The organism is Thalassobaculum sp. (genome assembly GCF_040219615.1).
Lineage (GTDB): Bacteria > Pseudomonadota > Alphaproteobacteria > Thalassobaculales > Thalassobaculaceae > Thalassobaculum_A.
Genome location: NZ_JAVJSE010000029.1, coordinates 259,146 through 275,753, shown reverse-complemented (window position 1 = coordinate 275,753; position 16,608 = coordinate 259,146). Strand labels below are relative to the sequence as shown.

The 16,608-nt window shown below is 69.5% G+C and carries 16 protein-coding genes; 8 read left to right on the top strand and 8 right to left on the bottom strand.

Features of this window, described 5'->3' with window-relative positions; translation table 11 throughout:
- The first annotated feature begins 42 nt into the window (after window positions 1-42).
- Window positions 43-660 carry a hypothetical protein gene (locus RIC31_RS16110; protein WP_350109743.1) on the top strand — a complete coding sequence of 206 codons (618 nt, stop codon included), beginning with the start codon at window positions 43-45 and terminating at the stop codon, window positions 658-660.
- Between the two features lie 21 nt (window positions 661-681).
- Here the strand turns inward: RIC31_RS16110 and RIC31_RS16105 are convergent, their stop codons facing one another.
- The 3 genes from RIC31_RS16105 to RIC31_RS16095 are packed head-to-tail and all read right to left on the bottom strand — an operon-like array spanning window position 682 to window position 2,720.
- Window positions 682-885 (bottom strand): hypothetical protein, encoded by a 204-nt coding sequence (locus RIC31_RS16105; protein WP_350109740.1) that lies wholly within the window; start codon window positions 883-885, stop codon window positions 682-684.
- Window positions 886-903: 18 nt separating this feature from the next.
- A complete protein-coding gene (locus RIC31_RS16100; protein ID WP_350109737.1) occupies window positions 904-1,245 on the bottom strand; it encodes a hypothetical protein in 342 nt (113 codons plus the stop codon).
- Complete coding sequence (locus RIC31_RS16095) at window positions 1,242-2,720, bottom strand: efflux RND transporter periplasmic adaptor subunit (protein WP_350109734.1); 1,479 nt, start codon at window positions 2,718-2,720, stop codon at window positions 1,242-1,244. The genes RIC31_RS16100 and RIC31_RS16095 overlap by 4 nt, the downstream gene beginning before the upstream one ends.
- Before the next feature lie 137 nt (window positions 2,721-2,857).
- Here RIC31_RS16095 and RIC31_RS16090 point away from each other — a divergent pair, with 137 nt between their 5' ends.
- Window positions 2,858-3,361, top strand: coding sequence for a hypothetical protein (locus RIC31_RS16090; RefSeq protein WP_350109729.1), 504 nt, complete (start codon window positions 2,858-2,860; stop codon window positions 3,359-3,361).
- Window positions 3,362-3,365: 4 nt separating this feature from the next.
- On the opposite strand, the gene RIC31_RS16085 is transcribed toward RIC31_RS16090, so the two are convergent.
- Together RIC31_RS16085 and RIC31_RS16080 are read right to left on the bottom strand one after the other, a co-directional pair.
- The gene (locus tag RIC31_RS16085; RefSeq protein WP_350109726.1) at window positions 3,366-4,070 is read right to left on the bottom strand and encodes an aspartate/glutamate racemase family protein; all 705 of its coding nucleotides are present in this window, start codon (window positions 4,068-4,070) and stop codon (window positions 3,366-3,368) included.
- Window positions 4,071-4,096: 26 nt separating this feature from the next.
- Window positions 4,097-6,388, bottom strand: coding sequence for a DUF3604 domain-containing protein (locus tag RIC31_RS16080; RefSeq protein ID WP_350109723.1), 2,292 nt, complete (start codon window positions 6,386-6,388; stop codon window positions 4,097-4,099).
- Between the two features lie 196 nt (window positions 6,389-6,584).
- Between RIC31_RS16080 and RIC31_RS16075 the strand changes: the two genes are divergently transcribed.
- The 5 genes from RIC31_RS16075 (at window position 6,585) to RIC31_RS16055 (ending at window position 12,430) form a co-directional block, all read left to right on the top strand.
- The gene (locus RIC31_RS16075) at window positions 6,585-9,458 is read left to right on the top strand and encodes an ATP-binding protein (RefSeq protein ID WP_350109720.1); all 2,874 of its coding nucleotides are present in this window, start codon (window positions 6,585-6,587) and stop codon (window positions 9,456-9,458) included.
- Between the two features lie 72 nt (window positions 9,459-9,530).
- Window positions 9,531-10,388 carry an arsenate reductase/protein-tyrosine-phosphatase family protein gene (locus RIC31_RS16070; RefSeq protein ID WP_350109717.1) on the top strand — a complete coding sequence of 286 codons (858 nt, stop codon included), beginning with the start codon at window positions 9,531-9,533 and terminating at the stop codon, window positions 10,386-10,388.
- Window positions 10,389-10,426: 38 nt separating this feature from the next.
- On the top strand, window positions 10,427-11,509 hold the full coding sequence (arsB, locus tag RIC31_RS16065; RefSeq protein ID WP_350109714.1) for an ACR3 family arsenite efflux transporter: 1,083 nt from the start codon (window positions 10,427-10,429) through the stop codon (window positions 11,507-11,509).
- 51 nt (window positions 11,510-11,560) lie between these two features.
- Complete coding sequence (locus RIC31_RS16060; protein WP_350109711.1) at window positions 11,561-11,842, top strand: type II toxin-antitoxin system RelE/ParE family toxin; 282 nt, start codon at window positions 11,561-11,563, stop codon at window positions 11,840-11,842.
- 9 nt (window positions 11,843-11,851) lie between these two features.
- Window positions 11,852-12,430: a HigA family addiction module antitoxin gene (locus tag RIC31_RS16055; protein WP_350109708.1), complete on the top strand. Its 579-nt coding sequence runs from the start codon at window positions 11,852-11,854 to the stop codon at window positions 12,428-12,430.
- A 65-nt stretch (window positions 12,431-12,495) separates the two neighbouring features.
- On the opposite strand, the gene RIC31_RS16050 is transcribed toward RIC31_RS16055, so the two are convergent.
- A complete protein-coding gene (locus RIC31_RS16050; RefSeq protein WP_350109705.1) occupies window positions 12,496-12,984 on the bottom strand; it encodes a VOC family protein in 489 nt (162 codons plus the stop codon).
- 202 nt (window positions 12,985-13,186) lie between these two features.
- On the opposite strand from RIC31_RS16050, the gene garD reads away from it, so the two are divergent.
- Window positions 13,187-14,743, top strand: a complete 1,557-nt coding sequence (garD, locus tag RIC31_RS16045; RefSeq protein ID WP_350109702.1) for a galactarate dehydratase — start codon at window positions 13,187-13,189, stop codon at window positions 14,741-14,743.
- A gap of 159 nt (window positions 14,744-14,902) precedes the next feature.
- Here the strand turns inward: garD and RIC31_RS16040 are convergent, their stop codons facing one another.
- Both RIC31_RS16040 and RIC31_RS16035 read right to left on the bottom strand, forming a co-directional pair.
- On the bottom strand, window positions 14,903-15,394 hold the full coding sequence (locus tag RIC31_RS16040) for a MaoC family dehydratase (protein WP_350109699.1): 492 nt from the start codon (window positions 15,392-15,394) through the stop codon (window positions 14,903-14,905).
- Window positions 15,395-15,404: 10 nt separating this feature from the next.
- Window positions 15,405-16,517, bottom strand: a complete 1,113-nt coding sequence (locus tag RIC31_RS16035) for a CaiB/BaiF CoA transferase family protein (RefSeq protein ID WP_350109696.1) — start codon at window positions 16,515-16,517, stop codon at window positions 15,405-15,407.
- Window positions 16,518-16,608: the final 91 nt, after the last annotated feature.

Here is a 16,608-nt window from a genome sequence, read left to right as displayed (position 1 = left end):
AAACGGCTGCATTCACGGATTCCGATGATCGGATTTTTGAGATTGGCCTGCGCGACGGTCGTCCTGTCGTTGGCACCACTGCAGGGAGTATGGGCGGCCGGCGACCACGGCGGCCCCAAGGCGATCACGGTCGCCCCGCGGGCCGAGGCGCGGGTCGGGACCCGGCAGTTCGTGCTGGTCTACGCGAACCGGCAGCTGTTCGAGGACCGCAAGTTCCAGTTCTTCGGCAATATCCAGCGACCGAAGTTCGACCGGCCGAGGCTGGCGCTGTTCGTCGAGGACTTCGCCACCGCGGAGCCGGTGGCGGGCGCCGAGGTCGAAGCGAACATCAACTTCCTGCCCGAGGCGATGTCCGAGATCGCGCCGGGTGTCTATGTCACCGGGGAAGTGGTCCTCGGCGGTGGCCGCAACGACGTCGAGATCGCCTACACGATCGGCGACGAGGCCGGCACCGTGGAGATGCTGCTGGTGGTTGCCGGCGGCAGCAGCGCCGACGCGGTGGCATCGGCCGCCGGAGTCACCGCGGTGCGGCCGGTCGCGATCCCGAGCTGGGTGTTCGTCGTGGCCGGATTGGCCGTCTATGGCATCGCTGCCGGGCTGTTCCTGCTCCGGCGGTCGCGCAGCGCCCGGGACGCCGTCGTCGAGGGCCACCCGCACTGATCGGAGTGCCGGCTCTGCGCTTCAGCGCGGCGCCGACACCCAGCGGACCACCGCGGCTTCCGGCATCATGTCTACGATCGCGTTCCGGGGTTCCGGCAGGGTCTCCGAGATCACTCCGGCTTCATCGTCCAGGACGGTGTCGGAGGCAATTTCCGCCGACACCTCGACAATCATGTCGGAGAACATGGTGGCGGCGACCACCGTGATGACGAGCAACGTACCCATACCGCACCTCGGCTCCGGTCAACGCATCAGGGTGTAGACGAGCACGACGGCTGCGGCGCCGGTCAACGCACCCGGCGCGCCGGCGGCGAGGGCGCCGATCACCATCGCCCCCCCGGCCAGCCCGACCACCGTTAGGGTCTGGTAGCCGGTCGCCTCGAATACGCTGGCGCGTCGATCGAGGCGCATGCCCTGGTCGGCGGCGCGGGTATCGGGCCGGAGGTCGCGCGGGGAAGCCGGCGCGGAGGTGCCGATGCCAGGCGTCGGCCCGGCGGCCGACGCGGGCGCCGACAGGAGCAGAACCGCGGCGATCATCGAGGCGATCGCCAGGAATGCGCCGCTGCCGACGACCGTCCGGGTCATTGGACCTGCCCCAGGGTGGCGACGCCGCTGGTGACGACGCGCACGGCATTGCCGATCGGGCTGGTGACCAGCACCCAGTCGGCATCGATCGGCGTCACGGCGACGTGGTGGGACAGGAAACTCTCGGCCGACCGCCGCTCCCAGATCAGTTCGCGGCCGTCGCTGGTGCGGGTGACGCTGGCGCGTGGCACGCGCAGGCCGGTCGCGGCCGGTCCCTCCAACTGCACGACCACCGAGACCGGGGTGTCGACACTGAGGTCCGCCGGCGAGCCGACGATCTCGAAGTGCAGCGGCAGCGCCTGCTGGCGCAGGGTCAGCCCGCCGCCGACGAACTGCAGATCCAGCTTGCGGCCGTCGGTGGTCAGGGCGGACGCACTGGCGATCCGGTCCTGCAGGCCCGGCTCGAAGGCCGAGGCGGAAACCCAGAGCCGCGTGGGATCGACGATCTCGAAGATCGTGTGGCCGGCGTGCACGAACTGCCCGGAGGCGGCATTGACGTCGGACACCACGCCGTCGGTCTGGGCGCGCAGCTCGATCGGACGCTCGACGCTGCCGCGCAGCACCTCGAGCTGGCGGCGCATGCCCTCGATCTCGACGCGGATCTGCTCGATCCGGTTGGCGCGATAGCGGATAAGCAGCACCTCTTCCAGCCGGGCCATCCGCTTGCGGGCCAGATCGATGTCGTTGACCAGTTGCTGGATCTGGCCGTCGATCTGGGCCTGCTCGACGGTCGTCAGCGACGGCTGCAGGTAGGCGAGCAACTCGCCGCGTCGGACCCGCTGTCCGGCATAGGGGAAGGCGCCCCGCGCGACCTGCACGAAGCCGTCCTGGGCGGTCTGGATCAGATGGGCGGTACTCGGGTTGGTGACGATCCGGCCGGGCAACTCGACCGTCGCCGGAACCGCCGCGCGCTGCCCGATCACCGTGCGCAGGCCGAACACGTGCTGGGCCGCGATCGGCATGAAGACCGTGCCGTCCGGGCGCCGGAACGGGGTGTCGCCGATCAGCGACAGCAGCGGGTCGCTCACCTCGCCGGCGACCGCGGCTACCGGCGCTGCCGGGCCCGCCGATGCCGTCGCGGTGGTCTCGGTCGCGACGGTGGTCGAGGTCGTCGACGAGGCCGGTACGACACGCTCGCCCGAACTGGACGGCAGGCGCGCTCCGGCCGGTGCGGCAACGGCGTCATCCCGACCGGCCGCGGCCAGCAGGACGGGGACCGGCGCCGGCGCCGTCTCCCGGTGGGCTGCCGCGTTCCCGTCGTCCCGTGCAACCATCGCAGACGCAGACGCAGACGCAGACCCGGCCCGGGCAGGTTCGACCGCGGGCGGCTCCAGTGACTCCGGCTCCTGTGTGCTTGCGCCCAGATTATCCTCGTTGACCACGAACATCGCGAAGTATTCCGCGGTGGTCTCGCTGGTCAGCTTGAGGGCCGTGGCGCCCAGGGTGATTGCGATCACCGTCAGGATCGTTCCCATTTCAGGTGCCTTGTCTTGACGCGTGCCTCGGTTGCGTCAGCATAGCGACCACATGGTGTACAGGCTAGTATTCCGCATACTCGAAGCGGCAGGGAGACGGCGCGGTGGCGACAGGGCGAAGAATCGGAACAGCCACGGTGCGGCGGCTCGCCGTGCTGCTGGCGGTCCTGCTGTCGACGCTGCCGGCGGCGGCTGGGAGCGCCGGCGGAACGCCCGCCGATCTCGCGGGAATCAAGGAGATTCGCATCGCGATCAGCCAGGTCACGCCGGACGCGAGCGCTTGCGGGATCGACCTCCGCGAACTTCAGCCGCTGGTTTCCGGCCGGATCGTCGCGGGCGGTCTGTCGATCGATCCGGCTGCCGACGTGACGATCACGCTGTCGATTCTGACAGGCTACGACCGGACCACCGGCGCGTGTGCCAGCGCCCCGATGCTGGGGGCCTACCGCCAGGTGTCCTACTTCGACGAGAAGGCGGGCTGGCTGCGCAGCGGGCAGGTGGTGCTCTGGCAGCGCGGAACAGCCACCACGACCACGTCCCCCGACCATGCCGACGCCGTGCGGGCCGCGGTGACGAGGCTTTCCGACACCTTTCTGGAGTCCTGGCGCAGCGTCAATACCGGCGGGCTGGCGAACCGCTAGGGCCTCATGCCGCCGGCTCGCCCTCGACCGCTCGTTGCAGAGCCGCGCGCGCCAGCAGTCGGGTGGAATCCAGGGTCGGCAGCGGCGAGTTCGCGTCGCTCATGATCAGCGGGATCTCGGTGCAGCCCAGCACCACCGCGTCGCAGCCTTCCGCCTGCAACCGGCCGATGATCCGCCGGAAGGCCGCGACCGCCTCCGGCCGGAATATACCGCAGACCAGTTCGTCCATGATGATGCGGTCGATCTCGTCGCGCTCCTCGTCGTTCGGCCGCCGGAACTCGAGCCCCAAGGCCGCGAGCTTCTCCGGATAGACCTCGCTGTCCACCAGCCAGCGCGTGCCGGTCAAGCCGAGACGCCGGAAGCCGCGCCCGGCCGCCTCCTGCGCCACGACCTCGGCGATGTGCAGCCAGGGCAGGGGCGAGCGGGGCAGCACATGCGGCATCGCCTGGTGAATGGTATTGTCCGGGCAGATCAGGAAGTCGGCGCCGATCCGCGCGAGCTTCTCGGCGGATGCCAGCATCAGGTCGCCGACGCCCTGCCAGTCGCCGCGGTACAGGCAGGCGGTGTAGTCGGCCAGCGACGGCGTGTGCATCGAGACTTCGGGATGGGCGTGCGGGCCGAGCAGGGCGGCGCCCTCGACGCAGATCGTCCGGTAGCAGAGCGAGGCGCCTTCGGCGGAGCAGCCGACGATACCGATGTGCCGGGGCATGGCGGTCGGGTCCTCAAGATTGCGGATCAGGGGCGCACGACGTAGATCGGGCTCGACCACGCATTGTAGCCGTCCTCGGTCGTCACCCGCACCCATAGCGGGTTGTCCCGGCCCGGCCGCAGTTCGATGTCGAAATCGTGGACGAGATGGTCGCGGCGGCAGCGGTCGGGCAGCCGGGAGATCCTGAGCTGCCGGTCCAGCCCGCCGGCCTCGACCACGACCGGATCGGTGCCGAGTTCGTCCAGGACGACCTGCGCGTCGGCATGTCCGGCGGCCACCGTCAGCGTCCCGGCCCGGCTGTCGGACAGCCAGGCGTCGAACCCGATGAAGTTGCCGGTGGTCAGGACGTCGAACGCGACACTCGACGGGCCGTCCGGCGCCAGCGGCCGCTCGTGGTTCCAGGCGTTGATGCGGTCGAAACGCTCGATCCGCGCGTCCGAGAACCGGGCGCTGCCCTTCCAGGAGGTCTGGCGTCCGCGGCCGCGGTACTCGGCGCCGTGGAAGCTCACCCGGATCCGGTCGCCGAGGTCGGCCGCGTCGTATCCGGAAACCCCGGCGACCTCGTCCGGGCCGTTCAGGACGTCGATCCGCAGGATCGGGGCATGGGCTGCGACCTCGACCCGCAGCCGCGCCCGGCCGCCCGCGGTCTCGACGATGTCGCCCATCCCTGCCTCGGCGGACGGCCGGGAAGCCGCCGGTCCCAGCCGCGGATCGCCGTCGTACAGTGTCGCGCCGCCGGGGAACGCGGCCACTACGTCCAGGAACATCCGGCAGCCGGTGGTGCCGTAGTGGCGGCGCCGGCGCAGCGCCGCGAAGATGCCGTCGCGGGTCAGGTCGTCCGCCAGGAAGCAGGTCAGTCCGCCCAGTGCTCCGAACTGCGAGGCGCCGGGGTGGCTCGCGCCCGGCCGCCCCTTGTGGCCGTCGCTGTTGCAGACCAGGCCCAGCCGGTACCCGTGGGCGAAGCTGTCCTTCATGATCCACTCGAAGCTGCCCCAGTCGGAATGAACCTCGACGGCGGTTCGGATCCGGCCGCCGTCGTCGCGGCCGATGTCGGCCGGGCGACCGCCGACATGGGCGTAGACTACGCAGTCCTCGTCGCGCAGCGCCTCGAACAGTTCGGTCGTGGTATTGGCGTCGCCGTCCAGGTCGCTGCGGTCCTCCAGCAGGGCGTGCGAGGATCGGCGGATCGGCCGGCCGGCATGGCGGAAGAACACGTTGTGGTCGCCACCGACCGGGGTGTTGCCGGACCATTCGTAACCGGGGAAGGCGACGAAGGTGCCGTCGCGGTTCACGGCGTCGGTGACCGCGTTGATCCGGGCCCAGAACGCGCCGGTGACCTGGAAGTCGTTGGCCTGGTGGCTCATCACGTCGAGAAAGGCCAGGTCGCGGCCGAAGGCGAAATACTCGTCGATCGGGTTGACCCCGACGGTCTCGCCGCTCTGGCCGTGCAGGTCGCCCCAGTACCCGCCGGTCTGGCCGGCGCGGACCACCAGCGGGTTGGACCGGGCCAGTTCGGCGCCGTCGTCGTCCAGCACGCGGACCCGGACGATTCCCGCCGCCAGCGCCGTCAGCCCGGTGATTCGCCAGGCCAGCTCGCCGTCGGGATAGTCGACCCGCCCGGGCAGGCCGAGGATCCCGCCGTCGGCCTCGAGCCGCAGCGATCGGCCGGCCCGATGCGACGGGTTGCCCCACAGGTCCTCGGCCCGGAGGCCGAGCGAGAACGGCCCTCCCGGCCGGCCATGGGTCGGCAGCACCGCCTTCCAGCGCACCGGCGTGCCGGCCACGATCTCGATGCAAGGGCGGTCGGTAAGCGGAAAGAAGTGCCCGGTCGCACACGGGTCCACCAGCACCCGGAACTCGTGCGCGGTCTCGCAGAAGGTCTGCAGTCGCAGGCCGGGCGATCCGCCGCCGCGGTCGCCGAAGGTCACGGTGATGCTGTCCCCCGGATGCATGGACCCGCCGCGGACGGTGATGCGCAGCGACCGTTCCCAGGGGCGCTGATGGCCGTCGGGCTCCGGCACCAGGATCAGGCTGCAGCCGTTGCTGGCCCGCGCCGAGACGAAGTTCATGGCCGTCGGGTCGGCGACCTGAAGCCGGCCGCCGTCGTTGGGAAAGCGCTGGACGATCTTGATGCTGCCGCTGTCGTCCAGCCCGAACCGGCCGACGGTGTAGGTCAGATCGACGGTCTGGAACGACCGGACCGCGAACGGGCCGCGAGCGTCGATTCGGGCCGACCCGTAGTCGCCGGCTTCGCGGCCGGGATGGACCGCCGGCCAGACATCGCCCATCTCGTCGTCGTCGATCAGGCCGTCGGACATCGAAGCTCCTCCCGGTCACCGGGCGATCGTAGGGGTGATTCCTGCGGGGCGCACCCTCGGCAACCGGGACCGTTCCGCGACGCTAAGACACTCTTAACCGCGATTCCGATAAATACGTCGGATGTCGATTGCCGTTAGGAGTGCAGGCCTGGTGCGTTCACGGTGGGCATTTGGCCCCAGTCAGCAGATCTCTCTGGTGTCCGCGGCCGGCATCGCGGTTCTGTTGCTGTCGTTCGCGTTCGACCAGTGGCGCGACTATCGCGAGGAACTGGCGCAGGCCGAACGCAGCGTTCGGACCTCGGCCACGCTGCTGGCCGAGCACACCGCCCGCTCGTTCGAAGCCGCCGAGAGCGCCCTCAAGGCGGTCGCCCGGGTCCACGACGACGCCGACCGGCATACCTACAGCGACGCAACCATCCACCGGCTCCTGAAGGCGATTCATGGCGGGTCGCCGGTGCTTCGGTCGATCGGATGGGTGAACGCCGACGGCGACCGCCTGATGTCCTCGCTGTTCGCCGATCCGCCGCCGCTCAACGTGGCGGACCAGGAACAGTTCCTGGCCCTGCGCGACGGCGACGGCCGTCCCGGGCGTCTCTACGTGGCGGCGCCGGTACGCTCGCGTCTGCTGGACGGCTGGATCCTCAGCGTGTCGCTCCGACTGGACAAGCCGGACGGCCGCTTCGACGGAATCGCCGGTGGGGTCGTGGACCCCGAGTATTTCGCGCGGGTGTTCCGCGGGATCGAGTTCGGTCAGCACGACGTCGTCACGCTGTTCCGGGGCGATGGGACCATCCTGGTGCGCGAGCCCATGGACGAGATGCTGCTCGGGACCTCGCTCGCGGGTCGGCCCTTCATGACCGAGATCGTGCCGAGCGCTCCGGCCGGCGCCTTCCATGCCTATGGGCTGTCCGATCAGGAGAGGCGGGTGATCGGCTATGCGGTAGCACCCGGCAGCGGCATGATCGTGACCGTGGCGGCGCGCCACGACGAGATCCTGGCCATCTTCTGGAACGGCCTTGCGGCCGGCGGCACGCGCATGGGGCTCATCGTGCTCGCGCTGGCGCTCGGGACCTGGCTTCTGGTCCGGCAGACCCGGAGACGCGAGCAGCTGGCCATCGAACTGCGGTTCAGCGAGGCGCGGTTCCGGGACTTCGCGGCGTCGTCCGGCGACTGGTTCTGGGAGACCGACGCGGAGCATCGTTTCGTCTGGATATCCGATTCCATCGAGAGCGCGACCGGGGTGGTGGCGTCATGGCATATCGGGCGCAGTCGCGTGGAACTGGCGGCACCGGGTCAGGTCACCTCCGAGGCATGGGCGGCGCATCTCGCCGACCTTCGGGAACACCGACCGTTTCGCGATTTCGAGTACATCCGGCGCGGGCCGACCGGCGACCGCTGGCTGCGGGTCAGCGGCGTGCCGGTATTCCGCGACGACGGCGGCTTCATGGGCTTCCGGGGGTCCGGGCGCGACATCACGGAACTGCGGCGTGCCGAGCAGCGACTGCACGACGCGGTCGAGTCGCTGCCGGCGGGCTTCCTGCTGTTCGACGCCGATGACCGGCTGGTCTACACCAACGGTCACAGAACCGACGTCATGCCCGAACTCGCGGACCAGTACCGGATCGGCGACACCTTCGAGCAGATCCTGCGGCGCTGCGTCGCCGCCGGCGCGATAACCGACGCGGTGTCGGACCCCGATGGCTGGATCGCGCGCCGCGTAGAGCAGCACCTGTCCGCCAAGGGCAGTACGACCGTGCGCTTCGGCGGGCGGGTGGTCGAGGTGGTCGAGCGTCCGACCAGCGACGGCGGGATCATGGTGCTGCGGTTCGACATCACCGCTCTCGAACAGGCCCGCGAGGCGGCGCAGGCGGCCCACGATGCCGCCGACGAGGCGAACCGGGCGAAGTCCGAGTTCCTGTCCAGCATGAGCCACGAACTGCGGACGCCGCTCAACGCCATCATCGGCTTCGGCCAGATCCTCAAGATCGATCGCGAGAAACGCCTGAACCCCGATCAGCAGCAGTACTGCGACCACATCGTCAAGAGCGGCGGACATCTCCTGAGCCTGGTCGACGAGGTGCTGGACCTGGCCGGGGTCGAGGCCGGGCGCCTGCGGCTGTCGCTCGAGCCGGTCGGCATCGCCGGGGTGGTCCGCGAGGCGGTCCGCACCATGCAGCCGGTCGCGTCCGGCGCCGCGGTCCACTTGCACAAGCTCCCGGCGCCGGCCGACCTGGCCGTCCGCGCCGACGCCCAGAGGTTGCGCCAGGTCCTGCTGAACCTGCTGTCCAACGCCATCAAGTACAATCGGCCAGACGGGACGGTCACGGTGAAGGTCGAGGAGCCGGGCGCGGGCGTCGTGCGGATCTCCGTGACCGACACCGGAGCCGGCATATCCGAGGAGAACAGGAAGCAGCTGTTCGTGCCGTTCCAGCGCCTCGGCGCGGAGTTCACCCATGTCGAGGGCACCGGTATCGGTCTCGCCCTGAGCAAGCGCCTGGTCGAGGCGATGGACGGCCGGATCGGGGTGACGAGCGAACTCGGAACCGGCAGCACGTTCTGGATCGAGGTGCCGGTTTCGAGCGTTCCGAACAACGCCGACGAGGGCGTGATCGCGCACTTGGCCTCGCCGCTGGCGGCAGCCGGCGGCTACTCGGTCCTGTATATCGAGGACAACCCGCTGAACGTCTCCCTGATGGCGTATCTGCTCGAAACCCTCCCGGACGTGACCATGTACGCCGCGCCGTCCGGGCAGATCGGCCTGGATCTGGCGCGGGCGCAGAAGCCGGAGGTCATCGTCCTGGACCTCAACCTGCCGGAGATGGACGGTTTCGAGGTGCTGGAACGTCTGAGACGGGACCCCGAGACCGCGACGATCCCGGTGATCGCCCTGACCGCGTCGGCAATGCCGAACGACGTTCGGCGCGGCATGGCGGCCGGCTTTTTCCGATACCTGACGAAACCCCTGAAGTTCGACGAGTTCCTGGCCGGCGTCGACGCCGCCCTGAGCCGCCCGGCGGCAACCCACCCGGATCGGCCGATCGAAGGGCGCGGCACCGGCATCGGCCGCTGACGCATGGTCGCCTGTGACGGTCGAGATAGATGCTCGACGGGCTTATGTTTCAATGATACATGAACTATTGAAATGGAAGCCAGCTCCGTCGTTGCCGCCCTGTCCGCACTCGCCAACGAGCACCGCCTGCAGCTGTTCCGGCTGTTGATGGCGCGCGGTCCGTCCGGCATGACGGCCGGTGCGATCGCCGAATCCGTCGGGATCAGCCCGTCGAGCCTGAGCTTTCACGTCGGTGCCCTGGAGCGCGCCGGACTGCTGCGGTCCTGGCGCGTGCAGCGCAACGTCATCTATGCGGTGGACATCGAGGGCATGCGTCGGGTGCTGGCGTTCCTGACCGAGGAATGCTGCGACGGGCACCCGGAGATCTGTGGCGACCTGGCGGGACCCTGGGGGCAGGCCTGCGGAACGGAGACGGAGCGGATGAGCGACAATGTCTACAACGTGCTGTTCCTGTGCACCGGCAACTCGGCGCGCAGCATTCTCGCGGAGGCCATTCTGAACCGGGCCGGGGCCGGTCGGTTCCGGGCGTTCAGTGCCGGCAGCCATCCGAAGGGCGCGGTGCATCCCTATGCGCTCGACCTGCTACGGAACCAGAATTTCCCGGTCGACGACCTGCGGTCCAAGAGCTGGGACGAGTTCGCTGTCGCCGGCGCGCCCGAGATGCATTTCGTGTTCACGGTCTGCGACGATGCCGCCGCCGAGGTCTGCCCGCTGTGGCCCGGGCAGCCGATCTCGGCCCACTGGGGGGTGCCGGATCCGGCCGCGGCCGGGGGGAGCGAGGCCGAGCGCCGGTTCGCCTTCGCCGACGCCTTCCGGATGCTCGGCAACCGGATCTCGATCTTCGTCAGCCTGCCGATGCATTCGCTCGACCGGCTGGCGCTGCAGGAACGGCTCGACGCGATCGGCCGGCGCCTGCCGGAAAGCGCCTGAACCGGCGCGCCGGCCAGCCACCAGAAAGGGACACTGCGATGACCAGCGAAGTCTCCGGCCAGGCCGGATCGGCGCCGGGCGGCATCGGCTTCTTCGAGAAGTGGCTGTCGGTCTGGGTGGCGCTGTGCATCGGGGCCGGCCTGCTGCTCGGCAACGTCGTCCCCGGCCTGTTCGCCGGCGTCGCCGGCCTGGAGGTCGCGTCGGTCAATCTCGTGGTCGCGGTGCTGATCTGGGCGATGGTCTACCCGATGATGGTCAACGTCGACTTCGCCAGTCTCGGGCGGGTCGGCGAGCGGCCGAAGGGCCTGATCATCACCGTGGTGGTCAACTGGCTGGTGAAGCCGTTCACCATGGCGGCGCTGGGCGTGCTGTTCTTCGAGGTCGTTTTCGCCGACCTGATCGACCCGGCCTCGGCGCGCGAATACATCGCTGGCCTGATCCTGCTTGGGGCGGCGCCATGCACCGCGATGGTGTTCGTCTGGTCGCAACTGACGCGCGGCGATCCGAACTACACCCTGGTCCAGGTGTCGGTGAACGACATCATCATGGTGTTCGCCTTCGCCCCGATCGTGGCCCTGCTGCTGGGGGTTACCGACATCCAGGTGCCGTGGCAGACGCTGCTGCTGTCCGTCGCGTTGTACGTGGTGATCCCGCTGGTGGCCGGCGCCGCCACCCGGGCCCGGCTGGCGGCCGGTGCCGGCGATCCGGCCGAGCGGGAGCGCCGGGTCGCGGCGTTCACCGCCCGCGTCAAGCCGGCCTCGGTGCTCGGCCTGCTGGCGACCGTGGTCCTGCTGTTCGGCTTCCAGGGCCAGGTGATCCTGGAACGGCCGCTGCTGATCGCGCTGATCGCGGTGCCGCTGCTGCTGCAGTCCTACGGCATCTTCCTGGTCGCCTACGCCGCCGCCTGGGCTTGGCGGGTGCCGTTCCCGGTCGCGGCTCCCTGCGCACTGATCGGCACCTCGAACTTCTTCGAACTGGCCGTCGCCGTCGCGATCAGCCTGTTCGGCCTGCAGTCGGGTGCGGCGCTGGCCACCGTCGTCGGCGTGTTGGTGGAGGTGCCGGTGATGCTGTCCCTGGTGGCGTTCGCCAACGCCACCAGGGGCTGGTTTCCCGAGCGCTGAGGCCAGGGGGTACGGTTGACGTAACCTGGTTACGCCTCATATAACCTCTCGATGATCAGGTCATTCGCCGATCGCGCGACACTGGCGATTTTTCGCGGCTTGTACGTCAAATCGGTGGACCCGGTGCTCCAGCGCAAGGCTCGGCAGAAGCTTTTGATGATCGACGCGGCGACCCGGATCGCGGATCTCCTGGTTCCACCAGGGAACCGGCTCGAGAAGCTGAGCGGTGACCGGAAAGACCAGCACAGCATCCGAGTGAACGATCAATGGCGGATCTGCTTCGTTTGGCGCGACGACAGCGCCTATGACGTCGAGCTAATCGACTACCACTAGGAGGACGGGATGGCTTATCAGCGCGACGACGCTCTCGACCTCGACGATCTGACGACCGGCGAGGCCATGGATCCGACCCATCCGGGCAGGATTCTTCGCGAGGAGTTCCTGGAGCCGCTTGGTATTTCTTCCTACCGGCTCGCGAAGGCTATCGGCGTTCCGAAAAACCGCATTGGCGGGATCGTCAACGGCTCGCGCGCCATCACCAGCGACACGGCGTTGCGTCTGTCCCGGTTCTTCGGGGTCTCAGCGGAATTCTGGGCAAACCTACAGAGCAGCTACGACCTCGACGTGGCGCGGCGCGAGCATGGTGCCGAGATCAGGGAGAGCGTCGAGCCGCAGGCGGGCCGATTGTCCGACCTCCAGAACGCCGGCGTCGATGTGCTCTGCTGGTGCAACCAGTGCGGCCACAAGGCGCAGGCCCCGACCGCGCTTCTGATCGCACAGCTCGGGCCGGACTTTCCTGTCCCGGGCATCGGCAGCCGGATGCGGTGCGGCGTCTGCGGCTCGAAGGAAGTGGCGACCCGCCCAGCCTATACTCGCGAAGCTTCGGCGGACGTCGATCGCTTTGAACTGGTCGCCGCCTAGGCTTCGGCCGGCGGGACGGGAGAGTGACCGTCCCGCCGGGCCGCGGATGAGGTTCGCGGGACCTGTCAGCCCTGCTGAGCCGCATGGGCAGCGAACATCTCTTCGGCGCCCTTCGCCATCTCTTCGGGCGTGTAGTCGTGCATGTGGGTCGCGATCGACCAGCGATGGCCGAACGGGTCGACCACCTGGCCGTAGCGGTCACCCCAGAACATGTCGGCGAGCGGCATCGCCACCGTGGCACCGACCGCGATCGCCTGCGCGAAGACGGCGTCCGCGTCCTCGACATACAGGTGCAGGGTCACCGGGGTCGCTCCGGAGCCGTCGGGGCCCTCCGAGCAGCCGCTGAATTCGTCGGCCAGCATGATCATCGAGTCGCCGATCCGGATCTGCGCGTGCATGACCTTGTCCGGAGCGCCGGGCATCGTCATGCAGTCTTCGCCGGTCGCGCCGAAGGCCTTCTTGTAGAACGCGATCGCATCCTTCGCGCCTTTCACCACCAGGTGCGGCGTCACGGAATGGAAACTGTCGGGAACCTTCTTGGGGGACGGGGCCATGGACGGGACCTCTCCTGCGGGTCGTTGCGATGGGGATCGGCGTGGTTCGACGGTACGGTCGGGCGCCGCTCATTCTATAGTTGATATCAACGTAAAATGCTCGGGTCAAGTCGACGACACCATGATCGGCGGATCCGTATTGGGTGACGCGCCGAGGCTCGCTACGGTGTGTGACGACGCAATCGCAGGAAGGAAGCCGCGCATGGCGCCGTCGACCCAGTCGCTCACCAGGGGCCAGGGCCAGCCGCTCTATATCCGCATGCACGCGGCCGACAACGTCGCGATCGTCGCGAACGACGGCGGGCTGCCGGCCGGCACCGCGTTCCCCTGCGGGCTGACCCTGTGCGAGCAGGTGCCGCAGGGCCACAAGGTGGCGCTGACCGACCTGGCGGCCGGTGCGGCGGTCCGGCGCTACGACGTGATCATCGGCCACGCGATCGACGCGATCCCGGCCGGGGCCTGGGTGAACGAATTCAAGATCCGCATGCCGGAGCCGCCGGCGCTGTCGAACCTGCCGGTCGGGACCCGCCGGCCGGAACCGATGCCGCCCTTGGAGGGGTATACCTTCCAGGGCTACCGCAACGCCGACGGCTCGGTCGGCAGCCGCAACATCCTCGCCATCACCACCACGGTGCAGTGCGTCTCCGGCGTCGTCGAGCATGCCGTGAAGCGGATCCGCGAGGAGCTGCTGCCGCGCTACCCGAACGTCGACGACGTGATCGGGCTGGAGCACGGCTACGGCTGCGGCGTGGCGATCGACGCGCCGGCCGCGGCGGTGCCGATCCGCACCCTGCGCAACATCAGCCTGAACCCGAATTTCGGCGGCACCGCCATGGTGGTCAGCCTGGGCTGCGAGAAGCTGCAGCCCGACCGGCTGTTCCCCGGCGGCGCGACCGACTTCGGCCTGGTGACCCTGCAGGACGACCGCCATGTCGGCTTCGAGTCGATGATCCGCTCGGTCATGGAGATGGCCGAGGCGCATCTCGACAGGCTGGACCGGAGGCGGCGCGAGACCTGCCCGGCCTCCGACCTAGTGGTCGGCCTGCAGTGCGGCGGCAGCGACGCGTTCTCCGGCGTCACCGCCAATCCCGCACTCGGCTTCGCCAGCGACCTGCTGGTGCGGGCCGGGGCCACGGTGATGTTCTCCGAGGTCACCGAGGTGCGCGACGGCATCGACCAGCTGACGTCCCGCGCCGCCACGCCCGAGGTCGCCGAGGCCCTGGTCCGCGAGATGCGGTGGTACGACGACTACCTGGCGCTGGGGCAGGTCGACCGCAGTGCCAACACCACCCCCGGCAACAAGAAGGGCGGGCTGTCGAACATCGTCGAGAAGGCGATGGGCTCGATCGTCAAGTCGGGCAGCGCGCCGATCTCGGGCGTGGTGGCGCCGGGCGAGCGGGCGGCGACCAGGGGGCTGCTGTACGCTGCGACCCCGGCCAGCGACTTCATCTGCGGCACCCTGCAACTGGCGGCCGGCTGCAACCTCGAGGTCTTCACCACCGGCCGCGGTACGCCCTACGGCCTGGCCGAGGTGCCGGTCATCAAGGTGGCGACTCGCAGCGACCTGGCCCGGCGCTGGCACGACCTGATGGACGTCGACGCCGGCCGCATCGCCACCGGCGAGGCGACCATCGAGGAGGTCGGCTGGGAGCTGTTCCGGTTGATGCTCGATGTCGCCGGCGGCGCCAGGCGCACCTGGGCCGAGAAATGGCGGCTGCACAACGCGCTGGTGCTGTTCAACCCGGCGCCGGTGACCTGACGGGAGCGTCGGGGCGGCGGGTGGGTCCCGGATCGTCCCGCTGGCGCGGGCCGTCCGGGATGACGTCGGTAAGGGTGGTTCGTGGCGCCCCCTTCTTTGACGTCATCCCGGGCGGCGCGCAGCGGCGACCCGGGACCCACGAAGCGACGGGCATACGGATCAATCGGCCGTCAGCGGCACCAGGATGCTGCGGTCGAACTCCATGAACACCGTGCCGTCGGCCTTCAGGCCGCGGGTGCGCACCCCGACGATGCCCTGGTTCGGCCGGCTCTTCGAGGCGCGCTTCGCGGTCACCTCGCTCTCGGCGTAGATGGTGTCGCCGACGAACACCGGCGCGGTCAGCCTGATGTCGCTCCAGCCCAGGTTGGCGATCGCCTTCTGGCTGACGTCGCTGACGCTCATGCCGGTGACGATCGCCAGGGTCAGGCAGGAGTTCACCAGCGGCCTGCCGAACTCGCTCTGTGCCGCGAACTCGGCGTCGAAATGCAGGGGGTGGGTGTTCATGGTCAGCAGGGTGAACCAGGTGTTGTCGGCCTCGCCGATGGTGCGGCCGGGCCGGTGCTCGTAGACGTGGCCGACCTCGAAGTCGTCGTAGGTGCGGCCGATGTCCTCGCGGAAGCGGCCGGGCGCGATCTGCTTGCTGCCGTACATGGCGTGTTCCTCAGTGCCGGTCGTCGAGGATGGAATGGTGTTCGTCCAGCCCCGGCTCGCGCAGCGACGGGCGGGCCGGCTCCAGCGCGTACCGCACCACCGGGGCAATATGCTCCCGGCCGCGGTCATCGGTCAGGATCGCGCCCTGGGCGCGGAGGTTCGGGTCGTCGAGCGCCTCGTGCAGGGTGTTCACCGGGGCCACGCTGACGTCCATGCCCTCGAACCAAGCCATCCACTCGGCGAGCGGCTTGCCGCGGAACACCCCGCGCAGGAACTCGATCACCGGCGCCTGGTGCGGGCCGGGGCCGCGTTCGCAGAGCGGCACCAGGTCCAGGCGCTCCAGCCGGCCCAGCAGGTTGCGCACGAACTTGATCTCCTGGCCGCCGAGCACGAGATGGCGGCCGTCGGCGGTGTCGTAGACTTGGTAGAAGGCGCTGCCGCCGGTGGTGCGCTCGTGCTTCGGGTCGGGCTGCGGCCGCCCGGCCATGGCCGGCCCCATCACGTTCGGCAGGGCGGCGAGCGAGGCGTGTTGCATCGACACGTCGATGCGGTCGCCGCGGCCGGTCGCGTGCCGGCGGTACAACGCCATGACCACGCCGGACAGGGCGTGCAGCGAGCTGACGATGTCGGCCGCCGCCATCCCGGGCATCGCCGGCACGCCGTCGCGGCCGTGGGTCAGGCTGAGCACCCCGGCATAGGCCTCGGTCGCCAGGTCGTGGGCCGGCAGGTCGCGGTACGGCCCGTCCTGGCCGAAGGCGCTGATCGAGCAGTAGACCAGCCGCGGGTTGCGGGCCGACAGGGTCTCCCAGTCGAAGCCCAGCCGCCGCATCACCCCCGGCCGGTAGCTCTCGACGAACACGTCGGCGGCGTCGCACAGCCGGTAGAGGGCGTCGCGGCCGGCGTCCGACTTCAGGTCCAGCACCACGCTCTTCTTGCCGCGGTTGGCGTTCCTGAAGAACACCGAGCTGGGCCCGTCGGCGACGCCGATGTGCCGGCCGGGATCGCCCTCGCCGGGCGGCTCGACCTTGATCACCTCGGCCCCGTGGTCGGCCATCGCCATGGTCAGGTACGGCCCCGGCAGGAATACCGACAGGTCGACCACCTTCACGCCTTCGAGTTTCATGCGGTCCTCAAGCGATGGAGCGGCGGGTGGGTTCCGGCTCCGTCCCGCGGCAGGCGGTCCGGTCCGGAATGACGAGGATGGGGGGTATCCT